The sequence below is a fragment of the Yoonia sp. R78084 genome, from assembly GCF_044595625.1.
GTDB lineage: Bacteria > Pseudomonadota > Alphaproteobacteria > Rhodobacterales > Rhodobacteraceae > Yoonia.
In genome coordinates, this window is sequence record NZ_CP138993.1 from 2,619,015 (window position 1) to 2,640,204 (window position 21,190).

Consider the following 21,190-nt stretch of genomic DNA (forward strand, 5'->3'; position numbering starts at 1 on the left):
GGTTGGCATCAGAGGCTTCCCGCAGAAAAGCAGCTCGCGCGCCAAAAACTCTGCCATCCTTGTCCTTTGTTCTTGCATTATTCGGCTGCGATCTGTTTCGGCCCTGTTTTGGACACAGGGGAGAGCAAGCGCATCAGAAGGCCAGGCGTCTTTGCGGAATTGGTCGCGGCTTTTTCGGCGCGCCGCTCTTTACGCATATAGGTATGATAAAGCGCAGGCACGCCGATCAGCGTGAGAACAGACGCAAAGCCGAGGCCTGCCATGATTGCCACCGCCATTGAGGCAAAGAAGGCATCTGTCAGCAGTGGCACCATGCCAAGGATTGTTGTGGCCGCCGCAAGGACAACCGGACGCAGACGACTGACAGAGGCGGTCACAATCGCTTCCGATTGCGCAAGCCCTTCCTCAGATTTCTGGTTGTCGATCTCTTCCACGAGCACGATGGCGTTCTTGATCAGCATGCCCGATAGGCTCAGAAGACCCAAGAGCGCTGTAAAGCTGAAGGGCAGGTTCGTAAACAAAAGGCCAAAACCAACACCGGTCACGCCCATAGGCACGACTGTCCAGATGACGGCGGTCTGGCGCAACTTGCCGAAGAGCAGGATTGTGATCAACAGCATCGTGCCAAAAGCCAGCGGCATCTGCCTGCCGAGGCTTTCCTGCGCCGTGCTGGAACTTTCGAACTCTCCCCCCCACTCCATCCGGTAACCGGGCGGCAGCGGCATGTCCTCGATCGCGTTACGCACCTGTGCAAATGCTTCAGGAGCCAGCACACCCGGAATGGTAAAGGCCTGCACACTGATGGTGGGCGTGCGGTCACGACGCGCGATCACGGTATCGCGGGCAATCACATTGAAGCCGTCAAGCACCTGATCCAGCGTTGTGTAGCCGTTGATGCTGGGCGCATAGATCGGTTGATCAAGAAGGTATTCGCCGCCCAGTTGTTCATGGCGTGGCGTGCGGATCAAGATAGGCAACTGGCGGTCGGCTTCGCGGAAGGTGCCAACCTGCAGTCCATCAGTGGCAAGTGCGATAACCTGAGACACGGATTGACGCGTGATCCCCAGCGCCTGCGCGCGGTCCGTCGCAAAGATGGGTTGCGTTGTCAGTTCGCGTTCACGCCAGTCGATACGTTCAGTGACCAGAAGGTCGGTCTGCTCTTTCAGAATATCCTGGGCTTCATCTGCCAGTCCACGCAGGACCATCGGATCCGGACCTGACAGGCGCAATTCGACATCTGCGCTTACGGGGGGACCATAGATGATCTGCTGCACCCGCGTTTCTGCCCAAGGGATCGTGCGGGCCGTGAAGTCTGTCAGACCTGCTGCAAGTTCGGGAAAGACGTCAGAACTGGTCATGCGGATGACCAATTGACCGTATGAGGGTGATGGGTCCGCAGTGGGATATGTCAGCAGGAAACGGGTCATGCTGGCGCCAACCGTCGTGGTAACAGCTTCGACCTGCGGCTGTTCCAGCAACCACGCCTCGACCTGTGCAAGGTCGTCGCGTGCGGTTTCAATCGCGGTGCCTTGTGCGGCTTTGTAGTTGAGATAGAAAATCGGCGTCGTGGCGGGCGGAAAGAACTGTTGTTTGACCATGCCCATTGCGCCTAGGCCTGCCACCATCGCCCCGATCAATGCCATGATCACCAACCAGCGGGCACGAAGCGCGCCGCGCACAACCTTGCCGTAACTACGGAAAAAGACCGTGTCGTAAGGGTCTTTGGCCTCCGGATTGGTGTCGGTAACAAAGAAGTAGCTGCCCAGAAGCGGTGTGACTGTAACCGCCAGCAACCATGACAGCAGTAGCGAAATCCCGATGACCGCAAAGAGCGAAAACAGGAACTCGCCTGAGCTGTCAGGGCTAAGTCCGATACCGGCGAACGCCATGATACCGATGATGGTTGCACCCAGCAGCGGGACTTGCGTCCGTGCGGCGACCTCTGTTGCCGCCGCAACCGCCTTGCGGCCCCGTTTCATCTGGATTTGCATTCCTTCAGCCACAACAATGGCATTGTCCACAAGCATGCCCATGGCGATGATGAGCGCGCCCAGACTGATCCGCTCGACCTTGATGTCGAAGAGATACATGAAGAAGAATGTAAAGCTGACGGTCAACAGCAGCGAGCCCCCCACGACAACCGCCGCGCGCCATCCCATGAAGAGCGCCAGCACACCGATGACAACGGCTACAGACATGGCAAGGTTGGCCAGAAAATCCGAGTTTGCGGTGTCGACAACGCGGTGCTGTTCATAAATCGGTGCGAGCGTGACACCCACAGGCAAGAGTGTCGCAATCTCGTCGATCCGGTCTTCCACCCGCTGACCGACTGCGACGATGTTCTCGGAGTTGAGCCCCGAAACACCAATTGTAAATGCTTCGGCACCGTTGTGGCGGATCATCTGGCGTGGCGCATCAATGCGGGCACGATAGACCTCGGCGACATCGGTCAGGTTCAGGATTTCGCCCTGCACCCCGAAGGTCAGCGCGCTGATCTCGGAGACGCTATCATCGGGTGCGGGTGCGTCGACACGCAAATCCTGCCGCCCGTTTGACGCGGTGCCGGTTGGTACCACCTCATCAGCGGCGGAAACAGCGCCGACAATCACATCAGGTGAAACACCCAGAGCTGTCAGGATTTCGCCTGATGGCTCGATAAAGATCGCCTCTTCCGGCAGACCGCGGAGTTCGGCATTGGCCACGCCGTCAACCGTGAGCAGTTCCCGCCGCAGGAAGGTGGCGATATCCCAAATGGTTGCATCGTCATAACCCGGCGCTGTGACAGCGTAGAGCAGGCCATAAACGTCGCCAAAACTGTCGTTGACGCTCGATGGCACTGCTCCGGCAGGCAGTTTGCTCTGCGCATCGGCCACACGGTCGCGCAGATCGTCCCAGACCTGGGCCAGTTCATCGCCGCCGAAGGTATCACGGATCGTCACCTCAACCACCGACAGTCCCGGTGTGTTGCTGGAGGTGACGAAGTCAACCTCGTTCATCTGCTGGATTTCGGACTCCAGCACCTCGGATACTTCCATCGCCACCTCGGCCGCTGTCGCACCCGGGTAGGGGGTGGTGATAATGGCAGATTTCAGGGTAAAAACTGGATCTTCCAGCTTGCCGACGCCAAAGTATCCTGCGGCCCCGCCGACCAAGCAAAAGAGGATCAAGATCCAGGTATAGAGTGGCCGTTCGATAGATAGACGCGCAATCTGCATAGCTTAGAGCCCTTCCACGGTGAGGCCGACGAACCGTTTCACTGCGGCTCCGTCCGGAACCAGATGCGCCCCGATGGTGACGATCTCGGTATCTGCGGGAAGGCCGGTGACGATGAACTCTGCCCCATTTGTCGAGGCCACAGACACCGGGACATGCCTTGCGGTGAATATGGGGCCATTTCCGTCAAGCGCGACGACGACAGTCTGCCCGTCCGCCCGTGTTGTAATTGCAGTTTGCGGAACAATGATGCCGTTTGTCGGGCGGTTAATGCTGGCGTGCACCCGGATCGTCCGCCCCGGTAGCAGCAACTGATCCGCTGCCAGTTCGGCAGCGAGAGAAAGCGTATAGCTTTGGCCGATCTGCGCCGTTTCGGCCCGGTATTCGCGAAATGCTAAGGGGATCGGATCACTCAACCCGGCAAGATGACCTTCAAAGGTCACAACGCTGGGGTCCCCGATCTGCGCCAGAAGCCTTTCCGGCAGTTCAAACTCGACACGCGTCTCGGACATATTGTGCAGGCGCAGGATAGGCTGACCCTGCTGGATGGTGGTGAATTCAGTGCCCAGCCGGTCTGCGACGATCCCTTTGAATGGGGCGATGATGGCCGCATCGGCAAGAGCGGCCTCGGCTTCGCGCAAAGCAACATCTGCAAGGTCACGCGCCGTTTGCAGGTTTTCGGCCTGCACCTCGGACGTGACGTTTCGCGTGGCCAGTTGCTGTGCGCGGATCAGGTCGCGTTCCGCTTGCGCAAGTGCCAGCCGGCTTCGTTCGACGGCACGCGCGAACGGGGCAATGTCGAGACGGGCCAACACCGTACCCTCTTCGATGGAAGCACCCTCTGGGGCTTCGAGGGTTTCTATGTAGCCGCCGACTTCGAATGAGAGATCAACGGTCTCCAGCGCCGCGACCTGTCCGAAGAACTGGCGTGTTACGCTTTGCGATGCCGCGCCGACCACCTCTGTCTGAACAAATACCGGTGTGTCTTGACTTTGTGCCTGTGCGGTTTGGCAAACGGCGACAAAGCACGCTATGGCAATTGCCCATGCTTTCATCCAACCTTGTTTCATCGCCGAACGCTCCTATTATCTACCTACCGTTCGGTAGATAGGCATAACTCAGACCAGGTCAACTAGAAATGGAAAAAAACAAAGATCGCGACGCAAAGGGCCGCATTATAGATTTGGCGACCGACCTGTTTTTGCAAAACGGCTTCGCGGGAACGTCGATGAGCGCGATCGCGAAAGCGTCGGGCATGACCAAAGCGAGTCTTTATTATCATTTCGCTAACAAGGAAGATCTGTTCATTGCCTGCGTGACCGATGGTTATCAACACGCGCTGAGCTCTCTTGAAACAATTGTCGCGGACGACCAGGCCAGTCCGGAGGAAAAGCTGTCACAGGCGTTCGACACGTTATACGACACGGTGATTAATTCGGCAGTCGGGCGCATGTCGCCTCTCATTGCCGAAGTATCGCGCGCGTTTCCGCAGGTGGCGCGGTCTTTTCGTGAAGAATATATCCTGCCGCATGAGGCCTTGGTGGCCCAGATCCTTGCCCAAGGGACAAAGGCGGGTGTCTTCAAGCCGATAGACAAGAAGCTGATGTCACACCTGTTTATAGGGCCGATTGTCACGCTTTCGCTTTCGCGGGAGATGTTTGCGAAATTTGACGATCTGGATGAACATTTTCCTGTTGGTGAACTCAAGGCAGGTCATCTGGAGGCGATCAAGGCATTGATTTTGATCAATTAATTTTGGTCTCGCGGCAGTGTCATTCCCTATCCGGAAAAGAACGGCCGTGCACGCGGACCCTGAAGGCACGCCACCCTACATCCATTACACCAAGTGTAGGGCGGCGCTGATAGCCCTCATCAATACCCGAGCGCGCACCCGTCTTTGCGCGGGTCGCTGCCGCCCTCAAGCACACCATCCTCATGAAGCAGAATTGCCTGTGATCCGCCGATGGCTGTGTCGGGGCGCACCACGTTGTGGCCCATTGCGGCAAGTTCCGCTTTGACAGCGTCGCTGTAGCCATCCTCGACCCGCAATTCCGCGCCTTCCGCAAAACTGCGCGGCGCGTCCATCGCAGCCTGTGGCGACAGGCCGAAATCGGTGACGTTGGTGACGAAACGCGCGTGTCCGGTGGACTGGTACTGCCCACCCATGACACCGAAGGGCATGTGGACCTTGCCGTCTTTCTTCAGCATGGCAGGGATGATCGTGTGCATCGGGCGTTTGCCGCCGCCGACCTCGTTGGGGTGACCTTGCTCTAGGGTAAACCCTGCCCCGCGGTTCTGGAACAGCACACCAAATTTATCCGACGCGATGCCGGACCCGAAAGAGTGGAAGACCGAATAGATCAGCGACACACACATGCGGTCTTTATCCACGACGGTGATATAGATGGTGTCCTTGTGTACCGCCTCGGCCCCTGGCAGCCCTGCGGGCATGGCTTTCTTCGGGTCAATCAGGGCTGCGAGTTTCGCCGCTGTGTCGGGTGACGTCATATAGTCGAGCCGCGTCATGTATTCGGGATCGGACAGGAACCGGTTGCGCGTGTCGTAGGCGAGTTTGGTTGCTTCGGCCTCAATATGGACGCGCTCGGCGCCCCACGGGTCCATGCCTGCGATGTCGAAATGCTTCAGGATATTCAGCAGCAGGATTGCCGTGGCCCCCTGCCCGTTTGGCGGATGCTCGTAAAGATCGAGCCCGCCATAGCCACCCATGATCGGGTCGGTGTAGTCACAGGTCGTATTCGCGAAATCATCCAGCGTATGCGTGCCGCCCAGCGCATTGAGCGAGGCGACCATGTCTTCGGCGACCTCTCCCTCGTAGAAGCCTGCGCGCCCGTCCATGGCAATGCGGCGCAGCACCTCCACCTGTTCTGGTGCGCGGAACAGCTGCCCTGCCTTGGGGGCTTCACCGTTCAGCAGATAAAGGTCGCGGGCGTGACCCGAGAGGTTATCCACCGATTGCGCCCAGTCGGAGGCGACGCGTTCTGCCACCGGAATACCGGCCTCGGCATAGTGGATAGACGGTGCGAGAACGGCCTTGAGGCCGAGTTTACCCCAGTCCTTGGACAGGCGGCAAAAGGCATCAACCGCGCCCGGTATGCTGACCGCATCGGCGGAATAGGGTGCGATCACGTCACCTTTGGCACGCAGTTTGTCGGCGTCTATTCCCGCAGGCGCACGGCCCGATCCGTTCAGCGCCACAACGCGGTCTTCGCCCGGCGGTGTCATCAGCACAAAGCAATCCCCGCCGATGCCTGTCATCTGCGGTTCGCACAGGCCCAGCAGCACTGCCCCCGCAATCGCGGCGTCCATGGCATTGCCACCTGATTCCATCATTTGCACAGCGACTTTCGCGGCCAGCGGGTGCGACGTGGCACACATGCCATTGGTTGCATAAACCGCCGAGCGGCCGGGGTGGTGAAAATTGCGCATGGGGAGGTCCTTCCTGATATTGCCGGTGAACCTAGCCCGATCGCTGCGACGCGCAACGCAAATGTTCAGGCTTTTCCTTTCGGCGACACAGGCGTAGCGTCTATTGCGTTGGAGGGAGTAAGATCATGCGTGATGTTTTCATCAAAGGTGCCGCCCGCACACCGATGGGCGGGTTTCAGGGAATTTTTTCCGATGTGGATGCACCCACTTTGGGGGGCGCCGCGATCAAGGCCGCACTTGCGGGCGCTGGCAAACCACATGTTGATGAGGTCTTGATGGGCTGCGTCTTGCCCGCAGGTCTGGGACAGGCCCCTGCGCGGCAAGCGGGGTTTCTGGCGGGGCTGGATGACAGCGTACCGGCCACGACCGTCAACAAGATGTGCGGTTCCGGCATGAAAACGGCGATGATGGCGTTTGACCAGATCGCCCTTGGCGGCGCCGACACGATGGTTGCAGGCGGCATGGAAAGCATGACCAATGCACCATATCTGATGTCGAAACTGCGCAGCGGGGCGCGGATCGGGCACCAGAGTGTGCAGGACAGCATGTTCCTCGACGGGCTCGAGGATGCCTATGACAAGGGCCGTCTAATGGGCACATTTGCCGAGGATTGCGCCGAGAAGTACCAGTTCACCCGTGACGCGCAGGACCACTATGCGATCGCGTCCCTGTCCAACGCGCTGGATGCCGAAAGGTCTGGCGCGTTTGACAATGAAATCGCCCCCGTCACCGTGCATAGCCGCAATGGTGAAGATGTCTTCACCCGAGATGAACAACCGGGCAAGGCACGGCCCGAAAAGATCCCGTCGCTGAAACCTGCATTCCGCCCTGACGGGACGGTGACGGCCGCCAATGCATCGAGCATTTCCGATGGCGCGGCGGCCTTGGTTCTGTCGGCTGACAAAAGTGGCGCGCGTGCGCGGATCGTGGGCCATGCCAGCCATGCGCAAGCACCGGGGTGGTTTACGACGGCGCCCGTGCCTGCCGCGCAAAAGCTCTTGGCCAGGATCGGCTGGGACGTTGATGATGTGGACCTGTGGGAGGTCAACGAGGCTTTTGCCGTTGTGCCGATGGCGTTCATGCATGAGATGCACATCCCGCGCGACATTGTGAATGTGAATGGCGGTGCCTGCGCCTTGGGCCATCCGATTGGGGCATCCGGTACGCGCATTATCGTGACCTTGCTGAATGCATTGGAAACACGTGGGCTCAAACGGGGCGTTGCGGCCATCTGTATCGGTGGCGGCGAAGGCACGGCGATTGCAATTGAGCGGGTTTAGCAAGACATGAAAGATACTGCGATGCGCGTGAATTATGATGACCTGACCAAAACGATTGCCGCGCTGACCGAAGGCGAGGATGACGTGATTTCCTTGATGGCGACAGTTGCCTGCGAGGTGCATCACAGCGATGACCGTTTCGACTGGACCGGTTTTTATCGGGTGACCGGCCCCGAGATGCTCAAGATCGGGCCGTATCAGGGCGGGCACGGCTGTCTGGTGATCCCATTTTCGCGGGGTGTTTGCGGAGCCGCCGCGCGCACGGGTGAAGTACAGCTTGTGCCGGATGTTGATGCATTTCCCGGCCACATTGCCTGCGCCAGCAGTACACGCTCGGAGCTGGTGCTGCCGGTCCATGCCCGCAACGGTGCGTTGCTGGGTGTTTTTGATATTGATAGCGATCAACCCGATGCCTTTGATCAGGCGGATATCGCGGGCATGCAGGCTGTCCTCAATCTCGCCTTTGCAAAATAGCGCGCCGCTGGCAGTATCCGCAGCATTCAGCACAAAAACTATTATGCAAATGCTAAGGACCACGGTATATGAATAATTATGTCATTTTTTCACGGTGCGATCATGCGGGATGAAAATGTCACCGTTTCATCGCTTGGAGCGGACATAAGGTCATTGCGCAAGTCACGGCGGATTACGCTGGCTGATCTAGCTGCAACTTTGGGCCGTTCCGTTGGCTGGCTCAGCCAGGTCGAGCGCGATTTGTCCTATCCGGACCGCACCGATTTGGCCCGCATCGCAAAAGCTCTCGATGTGTCGATATCAAGCTTTTTCAAGGTTGCCATCCCCCCGGAAGAAGAAGGGCATATTGTGCGGTCGCATGCGCGCCGCCCGATCGGCAGCCGGACCGAAGGCTTGACCGAGGCGCTTTTGTCACCCGATCTGACCGATGATTTTGAAGTCATCCATTCCGCATTCGCCCCCCACTCATTCTTGCCCGAACCCCTGAGCCGACCGACCCAAGAGGTCTGCTATATCATCAAAGGCAAGTTTGAGATTGCGCTTGATGGCCAGCACTTCCAGCTTGAGGCCGGCGATAGCTTCCGTTTGCGCGGACAGCAGTTCCAGTGGTGGAACAAACATGACACCCCCTGCGAGATCGTCTGGGTGATCTCGCCGCCGGTTTACTGAGGGTTCGCGATGGCGCTGCATCAACGCTTCGATAGTCGTGCCTTCGCTTTTATGCCCTGCAGCCTATCCCGCCGGCTGGCGCAAATCATTACAAGAGTGCCGCAGTTTGCATTGACCGGCCTGCGTGGTTGGCGCCTGCTGGACATATGTTTTCCGCCGATGCCGGCGATGATGACTCTTTCACGGACCATGGCCCACATGCCCCCGACCAGAGAAGGTAAACGATATGGCTGATTTCCCGACAACTGCGCGTGTTGTGATTATTGGTGGTGGTGTTGTGGGGGTCTCGACCCTCTATCATCTGGCCAAGAAGGGCTGGACCGATTGTGTACTGCTGGAAAAGAACGAGCTGACCGCTGGCTCTACCTGGCATGCCGCAGGAAACTGTCCGTCTTTCAGCACATCCTGGGCCGTGATGAATATGCAGCGCTATTCGCTGGGCCTTTATAAAGGGCTCGCCGAAGAGGTGGATTATCCGATGAATTACCACGTCACCGGATCCATCCGGTTGGCGCATTCCAAGGAACGCATGCAGGAGTTTGCCCGCGCGATGGGCATGGGCAACTATCAGGGACTGAACCTGCGGCTGATGACGCCGGATGACGCGAAAGAGATGTATCCGTTTCTGGAAACCCATGATCTGGAAGGCGCGCTTTATGATCCGGACGACGGCGATATTGATCCCGCGCAATTGACGCAGGCCTTGGCCAAGGGTGCCCGCCAGATGGGAGCAAAAATCGAGCGGTTTTGCAGTGCCACAGGTGTGACCCAGCACCCCAATGGCACATGGACCGTGCATACCGAAAAGGGTGATATCGACTGTGAAAAGGTGGTTAATGCCGCCGGATATTATGCCCAACGCGTCGGCGAGTGGTTCAAACCCTATGGCGGCCGCACCGTGCCAATGGTGACGATGTCGCACCAGTTCTTCCTGACCGAGGAAATTCCCGAACTGAAGGCTTGGACCGAGAAAATGGGCCATAAGGTGCCTTTGCTGCGCGATGTGGATAGTTCCTACTATCTGCGGCAGGACAAGAACGGGCTGAACCTTGGCCCCTATGAGCGCAACTGCAAGGCCCATTGGGTGACACCCGATGATCCGCAGCCCGAGGACTTCAGCTTCCAGCTTTACCCCGACGATCTGGAGCGGCTGGAGTGGTATATTGAGGATGCAATGGCCCGCGTGCCGATCCTTGGCACCGCAGGCGTGGGCCGCGTGATCAACGGGCCGATCCCCTATGCGCCCGACGGGCTGCCGCTGCTGGGGCCGATGCCCGGCGTCAAGAATGCGTTCGAGGCTTGCGTCTTTACCTTCGGCATCACCCAAGGCGGGGGCGCGGGCAAGGTCGCTGCCGAATGGATCGTGGACGGTCAGACCGAATGGGATATGTGGGCCTGCGATCCGCGCCGCTATACCGATTACACGGATCAGGATTACTGCCACCAGAAGGCGATGGAGATTTACGGCCACGAATACGGCATGCATTTCCCCCACAAGATGTGGCCTGCGGGGCGCGACAAGAAACTGTCACCGGTCCACGACAAGGTCATCGCGCTAGGTGGCCAGATGGGTGCCTATAACGGCTGGGAGCGCGCCAACTGGTTCGCCAAGGAGGGTGATGACACCTCGCTTGAGGCAACCGAAACATGGGAGCGCGCAGGCCCTTGGCAGCCGCGCGTCAAAGAAGAATGCGAAGCGGTCCGCGACGGTGTCGGCGTTCTGGACCTGCCGGGTTTTTCGCGGTTTAATCTCTCAGGTGACGGGGCCGCCGAATGGCTGCGCGGTCGGATTGCGGGGGGATTGCCGAAGGTCGGGCGCATGAACCTTGCCTATTTCGCTGATGATCGCGGGCGGATCCTGACCGAGATGTCGGTCATGCGGCATGGCGAGGACCAGTTCACGCTGATTACGGCGGCCACGGCGCAATGGCATGATTTTGATGTGCTGAAGGATGCGCTGGATGCGGGGCTGTCTCTGACGGATCACACGACCGAATATTCCACGCTAATCGTGACAGGACCTAAGGCGCGAGACTTGTTTGAGAGCATCGGGACTGAGGCGGATTTGTCGGCAGGGTGGTTGAGCCATCAGGCGGCAAAAGTTGCTGGTGTTGATTGTGCGCTGGCGCGGGTCAGTTTTGCGGGCGAACTGGGTTGGGAAATCCATGCGGCCATTGCCGACATGCCCGCACTTTATGACGCGGTGCTGGGCGCTGGTGCGGTACCCTTTGGCATGTTCGCGCTGAACGCGCTGCGGCTGGAAAAGGGTTATCGCGCGTGGAAAGGTGATCTGAGCACAGATTATTCGCTGCTTGAAGGCGGGTTGGAGCGGTTTATCAAATTCGACAAGCCGCAGGATTTCACCGGCAAGGCGGCCCTTCTGGCGGAAAAGCAGGCGGGTGTGAAAAAGCGTTTCGTCACGCTGACGCTGGATGAGCCCGGCCCTGCGGATGCGCCCTACATGTCCACAATCTGGGTGGGCGATGAGGTAGCGGGTGAAACCACCTCTGGCGGTTGGGGTTACCGCGTGGATAAATCCATCGCGCTTGGCATGCTGCGCGCGGATGCCGCTGTGCCGGGGGCTAAGGTTCACGTTGATATCTATGGCGAACGTTATATAGCGACGATTCAAGAGGATCTGCCTCTTTGGGATCCGGAAAACAGCCGGATCAGGGCGTGATCTTGCCCATCGGACCTATAACATTCGGAGACACATTTCGTGACAGATATCATCCTTCTTGACGGCGGCATGGGACAGGAGCTTGTCCATCGTGCCGGAGACCGGCCCACACCGCTTTGGTCCACGCAGGTGATGATTGATCACCCCGGACTGGTGGCGCAGGTGCATGCCGATTACCGCGCCGCAGGCGCGACGGTCCATACCACCAACACCTATGCCGTTCTGCGCGACAGGCTCGAAGGGACCGGCATGGAAGATCACTTTGCCAACCTGCAAAAGGCCGCACTTGACGAGGCCCAAGGTATGGGTGTTCTGGCAGGGTCTATCGGACCGTTGCGCGCGTCTTATCGTCCTGATCTGATGCCTGCGCATGAAGAGGCAGTCGCGATTTACACCGAGGTTGCCAATATGCTGGCACCGCATGTCGACATTCTTATTTGTGAAACCGTTGCCTCTGTTGCCCACGCCCGTGCGATCCTTGAAGCCACGGTTGCGACCGGCAAACCTGTCTGGCTTGCCCTGACAGTGGATGAAAACGATGGCACAAAGCTGCGCTCGGGTGAGCCTGTGGCAGATGTCTTTGCCGTGGCGGGAGATGCCAGTGCAATTCTGGCGAATTGTTCGTCGCCCGAGGCGATTAGCACCACGATGGGTATTCTGGCCACGTCCGGCAAACCCTTGGGCGGCTATGCCAACGGGTTTACCAAGATCAGCGAAGGGTTCCTGGGTGATAAACCCACAGTGGATGCGCTGACCGCGCGCAAGGACCTTGGGCCTGAGGAATACGCAGGTTTCGTGATGGGCTGGATTGATCAGGGCGCCACGATTGTCGGGGGCTGCTGCGAGGTCGGGCCTGCGCATATCGCGAAGCTGGCAGAAAAGATCAAAGCCGCCGGACATCAAATTACCACACCATAACAGCCGTTTGAGCGGCAAATAGGATAAAATGCCATGACAAACCTTCCAAATCATGCCCGTGTGGTCATTATCGGGGGGGGCGTCATTGGCTGTTCTGTCGCCTATCATCTGACCCAATTGGGGTGGAAGGATGTGGTGTTGCTGGAACGCAAACAGCTGACCTCTGGCACCACATGGCATGCCGCGGGATTGATCGCGCAGCTGCGCGCGACAGCGAATATGACCAAGCTCGCGAAATACAGCCAGGAGCTTTATGGCAATCTGGAAGATGAAACCGGTGTCGCGACCGGCTTCAAGCGCGTGGGGTCGATCACCGTGGCGCTGACAGAAGAGCGGCGCGAAGAGCTGTCCCGCTCTGCGGGGATGGCACGGGCGTTCGGGGTCGAGATCGAGGAAATCTCGCCCAGTGAGATCAAGGACCGCTATGCGCATCTGAATATTGACGGTGTGACGGGGGGTGTCTATCTGCCCAAAGATGGCCAAGGCGACCCTGCCAATATCGCGCTGGCGCTGGCCAAGGGCGCGCGGATGAAGGGCGCTGTGGTGGCCGAACGTACCAAGGTGACCAAGATCAATAAGGCCGGCCGCCGCGTGCAATCCGTTGAGTGGGAGGCAGGCGACGAGACTGGCACGATGACCTGCGATATGATCGTCAACTGCGCGGGCATGTGGGGCCATGAGGTTGGCCGCATGGCGGGCGTGAACGTGCCGCTGCATGCCTGCGAGCATTTCTATATCGTGACCGAGGCGATTGCGGGCCTGACCCAGATGCCCGTGCTGCGCGTCCCCGATGAATGTGCCTACTATAAGGAAGACGCAGGCAAAATCCTGTTGGGCGCGTTCGAGCCGAATGCGAAGCCTTGGGCGATGGATGGTATCCCTGCAGATTTCGAGTTTGACCAACTGCCCGAGGACTTTGATCATTTCGAGCCGATTCTGGAGGCCGCGGTTGTACGGATGCCAATGCTGGCAGAGGCGGGGATACATACGTTTTTCAATGGGCCGGAGAGTTTCACTCCGGACGACGCCTATCATCTGGGGCTGGCGCCCGAGATGGACAACGTCTGGGTTGCTGCGGGCTTTAATTCGATCGGTATCCAATCGGCAGGTGGTGCCGGTATGGCGCTGGCGCAGTGGATGGATGCAGGCGAAAAGCCCTTCGATCTGGGCGACGTGGATATTGGCCGGATGCAGCCGTTTCAGAGCAACAAGACCTATCTGTTTGAACGTTCCAAGGAAACGCTGGGGTTGCTTTATGCCGATCATTTCCCGTTCCGCCAGAAGGCCACCGCGCGCGGTGTGCGGCGGACACCGTTCCACCAGCATCTGCTGGATCAGGGTGCTGTCATGGGTGAGCTTGCAGGCTGGGAGCGGGCGAACTGGTTCGCCGCGCCGGGGCAGGCCCCGGCCTACGAATACTCTTGGAAGCGGCAGAATTTCTTCGGCAATGTCGCCGCTGAGCTGGATGCGATCCGGACCAACGTGGGGATGTACGACATGTCCTCATTCGGAAAAATCCGTGTTGAGGGGCGCGATGCAACGGCGTTCCTGAACCATATCGGCGGCGGTCAATATGACGTGCCGGTGGGCAAGATTGTTTATACGCAGTTTCTGAATTCCCGTGCAGGGATCGAGGCCGATGTAACGGTAACCCGTCTGTCCGAAACCGCCTATCTGGTGGTCACCCCCGCCGCGACGCGTCTGGCGGATCAGACGTGGATGCAGCGCCATATGGGTGATTTCAACGTGGTCATCACCGATGTCACAGCAGGCGAAGGCGTGCTGGCCGTCATGGGGCCGAACAGCCGGAAACTGCTTGAGGCGGTGTCACCAAATGACTTTGGCAATGGCGTGAACCCCTTTGGAACCGCGCAAGAGATCGAGATCGGCATGGGTCTGGCCCGCGCCCATCGCGTCACCTATGTGGGCGAGCTGGGTTGGGAGATCTATGTCTCGACCGACATGGCCGGCCATGTGTTCGAGACACTACAAGCGGCGGGACAGGACATGGGGCTGAAACTTTGCGGGATGCATATGATGGATGCGGCGCGCATGGAAAAAGGATTTCGCCATTTCGGTCACGATATTACGGCTGAGGATCACGTGCTTGAGGCCGGGTTAGGTTTTGCCGTGAAAACCGACAAAGCTGACTTCATCGGCCGCGACGCCGTGATGCGCAAACGTGACGCAGGGTTGGAGCGGCGACTAATCCAGTTCAGACTAAGCGATCCCGAGCCGCTCTTGTATCACAACGAACCTATTTTGCGGGATGGCAAGGTTGTGGGGCATCTGAGCTCTGGCGGCTATGGCCACCATGTGGGGGCCGCACTTGGGATGGGATATGTGCCATGCGTGGGCGAGAGCGTGGCCGATGTACTGGCCAGCACCTACGAGATTGACGTGATGGGGGTACGGGTGCAGGCGGAGGCGCAATTGAAGCCGTTTTATGATCCCGCATCCGAGAGAGTGAAAGCCTGACCACCAAGGTGGCCAGACTTTCACAAAGCAATTAGCCCATCAACTGGCCCGCTTCGGGCACCCAGCGGAACTCGGCACCGTTGGAGCCTGTGTCGACATAACCGACAGCCGGGAACGGCATGTGATAGCCGATGGCGGGAATGCGGTCGGCGTTGATCATGCCAAGCACATTGCGGCGTGATGCGGCGGCGGCCTCTTTGTCGGCATCAAAGCGCACTTCCCAATCAGGGCGCGCCAGCGACCAGACCGGGTGGTTGGCAAGGTCGGCGAAAATCACGAGGCCAGCGCCTGCGCTATCAAGGCGGTACACCATATGGCCTGGCGTGTGACCGAACGCGGCCATGCCTGTGATACCGCTGACGACATCGCCGCCATCACCAAGGAAGGTCATGTTTTCGGCCAGCGGGCGGACGTTCGCCTCGAAGCCTTCGTTTTCGGCGCCAGCCCAGTGGTCGAACTCCATCTGGCCTGTCACGTAACGTGCGTTGGCGAAGGTTGGTGCGCCATCGTTCATCAGGCCACCGATGTGGTCGCCGTGCATGTGGGTCAGGACGACAACATCGACCTGGTCGGCGGTGTAGCCTGCGCCCTCAAGGGCTGCGACGGTGGCGGCGGCGTTCAGGCCGGTATCGAAAAGCACGACTTCGCTGCCTGTGTTCACCAGTGTGGGTGTGAAAAAGAACTGTGATGCCTCGGTCGACAGGAAGTTGTCGCGGCTGACGGCGGCGAATTCTTCTTCCGACACGTTCATGCCGAAGATGCCCTGAGGCGCTTCGCGGGGCGTGGTGCCGCCAAGGATTGTTGTCACCTCGAAATTGCCGATCATAAAGCGGCGGTGTGTGGCGAAACTTGCACCCATCATCGGGGCTTCGGCGCGGGCAGCTCCGGCGGCAAGGCCTGCGAAAGGCAAGGCCGTGCCGGCGGCAAGCAGGTTGCGGCGTGTCAGCTTAGTCATCGTGTCTCTCCTATTGGTGACGCTTGGTCAGGTGATGCAAAAGGAAATAGGACGCTATTTCCCTTTGTCACTCACGTCAGCGTGATCAGGAGAGCGATTTACTCACTCGCTACCCGATAGTGGGCCCAGTGCGTTCAAACCCTTCAGGATATCAATAGCATAAGCCAGTTGATAATCATCCTCGCGCAGAGCTGCCGCAGCCTCGGCGCGCGCGCGATCTTCTTCGATCTGGCGGATTTCGTCCTCTGTCAGGCTGTCATTCTCCAAAGAACCGCGCAAACCTGCTTCGGTCCGTGGTGTACCTGCTTCTGCCTCTTCTTCATCCACGGGGCGTGGACGAGGCTGTTCCACAATGATGTCCGGAGAAATTCCGAGCGACTGGATGGAACGGCCCGACGGTGTGTAATAACGCGCAGTTGTCAGGCGCATCGCCCCGTCCTGGCTGAGGGGAACAACCGTCTGGACAGACCCTTTGCCAAAGGAATTGGTGCCAACGATGATGGCGCGGCGGTGGTCTTGCAGTGCACCTGCCACGATTTCCGACGCAGAGGCAGACCCGCCATTGATCAGGACAACAATCGGTTTGCCTTCGGCCAGATCACCGGGTGTGGCATTGAACCGGTCCCCGTCAGACGCCTGACGCCCGCGTGTGGAGACGATTTCACCGGCATCAAGGAAAGCGTCAGAGACATAGACCGCCTGGCTGAGCAGACCACCGGGGTTGTTGCGCAGATCGACGACAAAGCCGTCAATATTGTCGATGCCGCCAGCCTCGGCCACCTGCTCTTCGATCCCTTCCGCCAGGTTCGGGAAGGTCTGTTCGTTGAACGTCGTGACCCGCAAGACAACGGCATTGCCCTCAGTGCGGCTGCGTACGGCGGTCAGTTTGATCGTGTCACGGATAATCGAGACGTCAAAAGGCTCGGCCTCGCCTTCGCGCACGATGGTGACGATAATCTCGGCACCAACAGGGCCGCGCATCATTTGCACCGCTTCGTCCAAGGTCAGGCCCAGCACGCTTTCCCCGTCAACGGCAGTGATGAAATCACCCGCTTCGATCCCTGCGGCCTCGGCCGGGGTGCCATCCATCGGGGAAACCACTTTCACCCAACCCTCTTCCTGGGTGACTTCAATCCCCAGACCGCCGAATTCGCCCGAGGTGTTCACGCGCATCCGTTGCGCCGCTTCGGGGGACAGATAGCTGGAGTGCGGATCAAGCGATGTCAGCATCCCGTTGATCGCCGCCTCGATCAGTTCACGGTCGTCAACTTCTTCCACGTAGTTCGCGCGTATCCGCTCGAAAATGTCGCCAAAGAGATCAAGCTGTTCATAAACGCTGGAGTTCTGATCCGCTTCTTGCGCCACAAGTGGCCCCGCAACCTGCGTTGTCACAACCAGTCCCAAGACAGCGCCACCAGCGGCAGCTAACATCAGCTTTTTCATCTTCATTCCTTACCTACTCGACCGCAAACCATGCGGCGGGGTTAACCGGAGTTTGCCCCTCTCTTACCTCAAGATAAAGGGCAGAGCCCGGCTGCCCAGTCGCAATCCCAATATTTTCAGTCAATTTCCTGTCATTTGCCGCCAAAAGCCCGATCGGCGCACCCGCCGGAAGCACCTGACCCGCCACGCCGAAGACTTCGGCAAATCCTGCCATGACGAACATGATCTCGGCGGCTGGTTCCAGAATCACCACCGTTCCATAGTCCAGAAGCGGGCCCTGGAACAAAATCGTGGACGGTGCGGGGGCGGTCACCAAGGCACGTGGTTCGGTACCGATACGCAAACCGGGCCGTCCCGTGCCGTCGTCGGGCAGGATGATGCCGGCAACCGGCAAAGGCAGGTTTCCTTGGGCGGTCAGTATCTCGGTGCCATCCGGACGCGCTTCGGCCAGTCCTGCGGCGAATTCCCCCAAGGTCTGGGTGCTGGCCACCAAGAGCGCGGTTTGCACCGGATCGTCCTCGAAACGGCTAGGCAGATCGGTGCGTTCTGACACCGCCTGTCCGAGCGCCGCACGGGCGGCCTGTGCGCCCTGCAATCCTTCGGTCAAGGTCTGCGCGGCGGCATCCTGGGCCTGCCGTGCCTCTTGGGTCTGCGCCAGAAGTGTATTGAGCCGCACGACCTCGGCGCGCAACCCCGGTGTCACATCGGCCACGAGCATGCCAGCGCGCACGGTGTTCAGCGGCCCGTCCGGATGTGCGCGCAAGACAGGTTGCGGCGTGTTGCTGATGGCGGACAGCACCCCCAGAAGCTGGGCAAATTCGGCGCGGCGCAGATCGAGTTCTTCGGTCAGGATAGCTTCTTTCAGGGCAATGTCGCGTTGTTCCTGCCGCATGGCTGCCAACCCCGCCTCATAGGCCTGTACGGTTTCGGTTAGCGCAGCGATCCGGTCGCGTGCACTGTCGGCAGCCTGCAATTGCGCTTGGGCTGCCTGCAATTGGGCGGCAGCCTCGACCGCGTTTTGTTGCGCAACGGCCCCCGAGGCGAAACAGAGTAGTGCAGCAATCAGGCGGATCATGTTACGATCAAGCTCCGCCCTGTCATTTCGGGGGGCAATTCCAACCCCATCAGATCAAGCACCGTGGGCGCAAGATCGGCCAGCCTGCCGTCACGCAGTGACGCACCCTCTGGCCCACCGACCAAGGCCACCGGCACAGGGTTCAGCGTATGCGCGGTATGTGGCCCGCCTGTTTCGGGATCAATCATCGTCTCGCAATTCCCGTGGTCTGCGGTGACGATCATGGCACCGCCTGCGGCCTTAAGCGCGGTCAGGACCTGTCCCAGACCCTCATCAACCGCCTCACAAGCCTTGATCGCTGCACCCAGATCACCGGTATGCCCCACCATATCGGGGTTGGCATAATTGGTGACAATCAGGTCATAGCCGTCCTCGATGGCCTTGACGAAATGCTCCGTCACCTCGGCGGCCGACATCTCCGGCTGCAAATCGTAGGTCGCGACCTTTGGCGAGGGCGCCATATAGCGGTCCTCACCCTTCTCCGGCACCTCGATCCCGCCGTTGAGGAAAAAGGTCACATGCGGGTACTTCTCGGTCTCGGCCAGACGGAACTGGCGCAGCCCGTGTTTGGCAACCCATGCACCAAGGGTATTCTGGATATCGCGTTTGGGAAAAACCGTATCGAACCACGCGTCATGACGGTCCGAATAGGTGACCATCCCCAGCAATGCTGCCAAAGGCGGCTGCTTACGCTCAAATCCGTCAAAGTCGGGATCGGCAATCGCTGCCAGAATTTCACGCGCGCGGTCAGAACGGAAGTTGAGACAGAAAAGCCCGTCATCCTTTCCGATCCCCGCGTAGTCGCCAATCACGGTGGCGGGGATGAATTCATCTGTCTTGCCCGCCGCATAGGCCGCCTCGATCGCCGCCAGTGGCGTCGCGGCCGCCCCACCCTCACCTTTGATCATCGCGTCATAGGCGGTCTCGACCCGCTCCCAGCGATTATCTCGGTCCATCGCGAAATAGCGGCCAATGACCGTGGCAATCTTCGCGTTGTCAGGCAGGTTTTCAGTCAGCGTCGCCATAAACGCTTTGGCCGAAGATGGCGCCACATCACGCCCGTCTGTGATCGCGTGGATGATGACCGGCACACCGGCATCGGTGATCGCCTTGGCGGCAGCAATGATATGATCCAGATGCCCATGAACGCCGCCGTCGGACACGACCCCCATCAGATGCGCGGCACCTCCGCTGGCTTTGAGCTTCTCAATGAACGCCACCAACGCATCCGCCGTGAAAAACGATCGATCCTCGATCGACAGCTCAATCTGGCCCAGATCCATCGCAACCACGCGGCCCGCGCCGATATTGGTATGGCCCACTTCGGAATTGCCCATCTGCCCGCCGGGTAGGCCCGCATCACGGCCATGGGTCAGAAGCTGGGCATGGGGCCCTCGCATGATCGCGTCAAAATTTGGGGTATGCGCCTGCTTGGGCGCGTTGCCTTCAACCGCGTCACGCAGGCCCCAGCCATCAAGAATGCACAGAACAACGGGTTTGGGGGTGGGCATAGCAACGCTCCTATATTGGTTGATTGCTGTCTATCGCAGCAATGCAATCAGGGGAACCACCGCACCGCATCATCTTGCCCGAAATACTCCCGCCGGAGGCTCCTAAGCCCGATGATAAGGACCGCCCGCCAGAATGGAGGCAGCACGGTAAAGCTGTTCGGCCAACATCACACGCACCAACATATGCGGCCAGACCATTTTGCCAAAACTCAAAGACGTATCGGCGCGGTCACGCAAAGCGGGATCAATCCCGTCCGCGCCACCAATCACGAAACTGACGTCTTGCCGCCCCTGGTCGCGCCAGGTAGCGAGTAGGGCTGCAAAGTCCGGCGAGCCCATGAGCTTGCCCCGTTCATCCAGAGTACAGATCAAGGCACCATCGGGCACCGCACGGTCCAGCAGGGCGGCCTCGCCGGCCATGCCGCCGCCCTTTTTGTCTTCGACTTCGATCAGTTGCGCAGGCCCAAGGGCGAGCGCCCGCCCCGTCCGGTCGAACCGGGTGAGGTAGTCATCATAAAGGTCGCGCTCGGGCCCTTTGCGCAAACGGCCCACAGCGCAAATCTGGACCCGCATCAGACGGCGGTGGCCGTCCCCGGCTGCCACATCTTTTCAAGCTGATAGAATTCGCGCACTTCCGGACGGAAGATATGCACGATGATATCACCTGTGTCGATGAGCACCCAATCGCCGGTGTCTTTGCCTTCGGTCTTAGAGATGATCCCGAATTCCTGCTTCAGACGATCCGCAAGCTTTTCAGCCATCGCAGTCACTTGGCGCGTCGAACGGCCCGATGCGATGACCATATAGTCGCCGATCTCGGACTTGCCGCGCAGATTGATCTGCACGATGTCTTCGCCTTTATCATCATCCAGGGATTTGAGAACAGCCGCCAAGAGCGTTTCGCTGGTCACATTTTGTGGGGTCGTCATTGCTGCGACTCCGGATTTGGCTGATGTATCAGCCGCTGTAGAAAGAGACAGATCATTGTCCTCCTTAAAGCACGTCGTCATGGCCCCGACGCAGGGCATGACCTAAAACTAGCAACGG

Annotated in this window: 16 protein-coding genes; 7 read left to right on the forward strand and 9 right to left on the reverse strand. The window is 59.2% G+C overall.

Going from position 1 to position 21,190, the window contains the following annotated elements; all coding sequences use genetic code 11:
• Positions 1 to 77: 77 nt before the first annotated feature.
• Complete coding sequence (locus SJY29_RS13155; RefSeq protein WP_400083675.1) at positions 78 to 3,215, reverse strand: efflux RND transporter permease subunit; 3,138 nt, start codon at positions 3,213 to 3,215, stop codon at positions 78 to 80.
• Positions 3,216 to 3,218: 3 nt separating this feature from the next.
• Positions 3,219 to 4,283, reverse strand: a complete 1,065-nt coding sequence (locus tag SJY29_RS13160) for an efflux RND transporter periplasmic adaptor subunit (RefSeq protein WP_400083677.1) — start codon at positions 4,281 to 4,283, stop codon at positions 3,219 to 3,221.
• A gap of 113 nt (positions 4,284 to 4,396) precedes the next feature.
• On the opposite strand from SJY29_RS13160, the gene SJY29_RS13165 reads away from it, so the two are divergent.
• Positions 4,397 to 4,966 (forward strand): TetR/AcrR family transcriptional regulator, encoded by a 570-nt coding sequence (locus SJY29_RS13165; RefSeq protein WP_400083678.1) that lies wholly within the window; start codon positions 4,397 to 4,399, stop codon positions 4,964 to 4,966.
• A gap of 119 nt (positions 4,967 to 5,085) precedes the next feature.
• On the opposite strand, the gene SJY29_RS13170 is transcribed toward SJY29_RS13165, so the two are convergent.
• Positions 5,086 to 6,660 (reverse strand): gamma-glutamyltransferase family protein, encoded by a 1,575-nt coding sequence (locus SJY29_RS13170; RefSeq protein ID WP_400083680.1) that lies wholly within the window; start codon positions 6,658 to 6,660, stop codon positions 5,086 to 5,088.
• Positions 6,661 to 6,785: 125 nt separating this feature from the next.
• On the opposite strand from SJY29_RS13170, the gene SJY29_RS13175 reads away from it, so the two are divergent.
• The 6 genes from SJY29_RS13175 to SJY29_RS13200 all read left to right on the forward strand — a co-directional run bounded on the left by SJY29_RS13175 (position 6,786) and on the right by SJY29_RS13200 (position 15,159).
• Positions 6,786 to 7,940 carry an acetyl-CoA C-acyltransferase gene (locus SJY29_RS13175; protein WP_400083682.1) on the forward strand — a complete coding sequence of 385 codons (1,155 nt, stop codon included), beginning with the start codon at positions 6,786 to 6,788 and terminating at the stop codon, positions 7,938 to 7,940.
• Between the two features lie 21 nt (positions 7,941 to 7,961).
• Entirely contained in the window at positions 7,962 to 8,414 is a 453-nt protein-coding gene (locus tag SJY29_RS13180; RefSeq protein ID WP_400088931.1) for a GAF domain-containing protein, read from the forward strand.
• 78 nt (positions 8,415 to 8,492) lie between these two features.
• Complete coding sequence (locus tag SJY29_RS13185) at positions 8,493 to 9,083, forward strand: helix-turn-helix domain-containing protein (protein ID WP_400083684.1); 591 nt, start codon at positions 8,493 to 8,495, stop codon at positions 9,081 to 9,083.
• A gap of 226 nt (positions 9,084 to 9,309) precedes the next feature.
• The gene (locus tag SJY29_RS13190) at positions 9,310 to 11,763 is read left to right on the forward strand and encodes an FAD-dependent oxidoreductase (protein ID WP_400083685.1); all 2,454 of its coding nucleotides are present in this window, start codon (positions 9,310 to 9,312) and stop codon (positions 11,761 to 11,763) included.
• Positions 11,764 to 11,802: 39 nt separating this feature from the next.
• Positions 11,803 to 12,681 (forward strand): homocysteine S-methyltransferase family protein, encoded by an 879-nt coding sequence (locus tag SJY29_RS13195; protein WP_400083687.1) that lies wholly within the window; start codon positions 11,803 to 11,805, stop codon positions 12,679 to 12,681.
• Between the two features lie 33 nt (positions 12,682 to 12,714).
• Positions 12,715 to 15,159 carry an FAD-dependent oxidoreductase gene (locus SJY29_RS13200; protein ID WP_400083689.1) on the forward strand — a complete coding sequence of 815 codons (2,445 nt, stop codon included), beginning with the start codon at positions 12,715 to 12,717 and terminating at the stop codon, positions 15,157 to 15,159.
• 31 nt (positions 15,160 to 15,190) lie between these two features.
• Here the strand turns inward: SJY29_RS13200 and SJY29_RS13205 are convergent, their stop codons facing one another.
• From SJY29_RS13205 to rsfS, 6 genes are all read right to left on the reverse strand, one after another.
• Entirely contained in the window at positions 15,191 to 16,114 is a 924-nt protein-coding gene (locus SJY29_RS13205) for an MBL fold metallo-hydrolase (protein ID WP_400083691.1), read from the reverse strand.
• Between the two features lie 102 nt (positions 16,115 to 16,216).
• The gene (locus SJY29_RS13210; protein ID WP_400083693.1) at positions 16,217 to 17,557 is read right to left on the reverse strand and encodes a S41 family peptidase; all 1,341 of its coding nucleotides are present in this window, start codon (positions 17,555 to 17,557) and stop codon (positions 16,217 to 16,219) included.
• Positions 17,558 to 17,570: 13 nt separating this feature from the next.
• Positions 17,571 to 18,632, reverse strand: coding sequence for a murein hydrolase activator EnvC family protein (locus tag SJY29_RS13215; protein ID WP_400083695.1), 1,062 nt, complete (start codon positions 18,630 to 18,632; stop codon positions 17,571 to 17,573).
• Positions 18,629 to 20,143, reverse strand: coding sequence for a 2,3-bisphosphoglycerate-independent phosphoglycerate mutase (gene gpmI, locus SJY29_RS13220; RefSeq protein ID WP_400083697.1), 1,515 nt, complete (start codon positions 20,141 to 20,143; stop codon positions 18,629 to 18,631). The genes SJY29_RS13215 and gpmI overlap by 4 nt, the downstream gene beginning before the upstream one ends.
• A gap of 102 nt (positions 20,144 to 20,245) precedes the next feature.
• Positions 20,246 to 20,716, reverse strand: coding sequence for a 23S rRNA (pseudouridine(1915)-N(3))-methyltransferase RlmH (rlmH, locus tag SJY29_RS13225; RefSeq protein WP_400083699.1), 471 nt, complete (start codon positions 20,714 to 20,716; stop codon positions 20,246 to 20,248).
• Positions 20,716 to 21,072, reverse strand: a complete 357-nt coding sequence (gene rsfS, locus SJY29_RS13230; RefSeq protein ID WP_110278092.1) for a ribosome silencing factor — start codon at positions 21,070 to 21,072, stop codon at positions 20,716 to 20,718. The genes rlmH and rsfS overlap by 1 nt, the downstream gene beginning before the upstream one ends.
• Between the last annotated feature and the right edge of the window lie 118 nt (positions 21,073 to 21,190).

Coding starts and splice junctions, on each gene's coding strand:
- SJY29_RS13200 (WP_400083689.1), top strand. CDS start 12,715: ATGACAAACCTTCCAAATCATGCCCGTGTGGTCATTATCGGGGGGGGC.
- SJY29_RS13185 (WP_400083684.1), top strand. CDS start 8,493: ATGTCATTTTTTCACGGTGCGATCATGCGGGATGAAAATGTCACCGTT.
- SJY29_RS13175 (WP_400083682.1), top strand. CDS start 6,786: ATGCGTGATGTTTTCATCAAAGGTGCCGCCCGCACACCGATGGGCGGG.
- SJY29_RS13170 (WP_400083680.1), bottom strand. CDS start 6,660: ATGCGCAATTTTCACCACCCCGGCCGCTCGGCGGTTTATGCAACCAAT.
- rlmH (WP_400083699.1), bottom strand. CDS start 20,716: ATGCGGGTCCAGATTTGCGCTGTGGGCCGTTTGCGCAAAGGGCCCGAG.
- SJY29_RS13190 (WP_400083685.1), top strand. CDS start 9,310: ATGGCTGATTTCCCGACAACTGCGCGTGTTGTGATTATTGGTGGTGGT.
- rsfS (WP_110278092.1), bottom strand. CDS start 21,072: ATGACGACCCCACAAAATGTGACCAGCGAAACGCTCTTGGCGGCTGTT.
- SJY29_RS13205 (WP_400083691.1), bottom strand. CDS start 16,114: ATGACTAAGCTGACACGCCGCAACCTGCTTGCCGCCGGCACGGCCTTG.
- SJY29_RS13160 (WP_400083677.1), bottom strand. CDS start 4,283: ATGAAACAAGGTTGGATGAAAGCATGGGCAATTGCCATAGCGTGCTTT.
- SJY29_RS13215 (WP_400083695.1), bottom strand. CDS start 18,632: ATGATCCGCCTGATTGCTGCACTACTCTGTTTCGCCTCGGGGGCCGTT.
- SJY29_RS13155 (WP_400083675.1), bottom strand. CDS start 3,215: ATGCAGATTGCGCGTCTATCTATCGAACGGCCACTCTATACCTGGATC.
- gpmI (WP_400083697.1), bottom strand. CDS start 20,143: ATGCCCACCCCCAAACCCGTTGTTCTGTGCATTCTTGATGGCTGGGGC.
- SJY29_RS13180 (WP_400088931.1), top strand. CDS start 7,962: ATGCGCGTGAATTATGATGACCTGACCAAAACGATTGCCGCGCTGACC.
- SJY29_RS13210 (WP_400083693.1), bottom strand. CDS start 17,557: ATGAAAAAGCTGATGTTAGCTGCCGCTGGTGGCGCTGTCTTGGGACTG.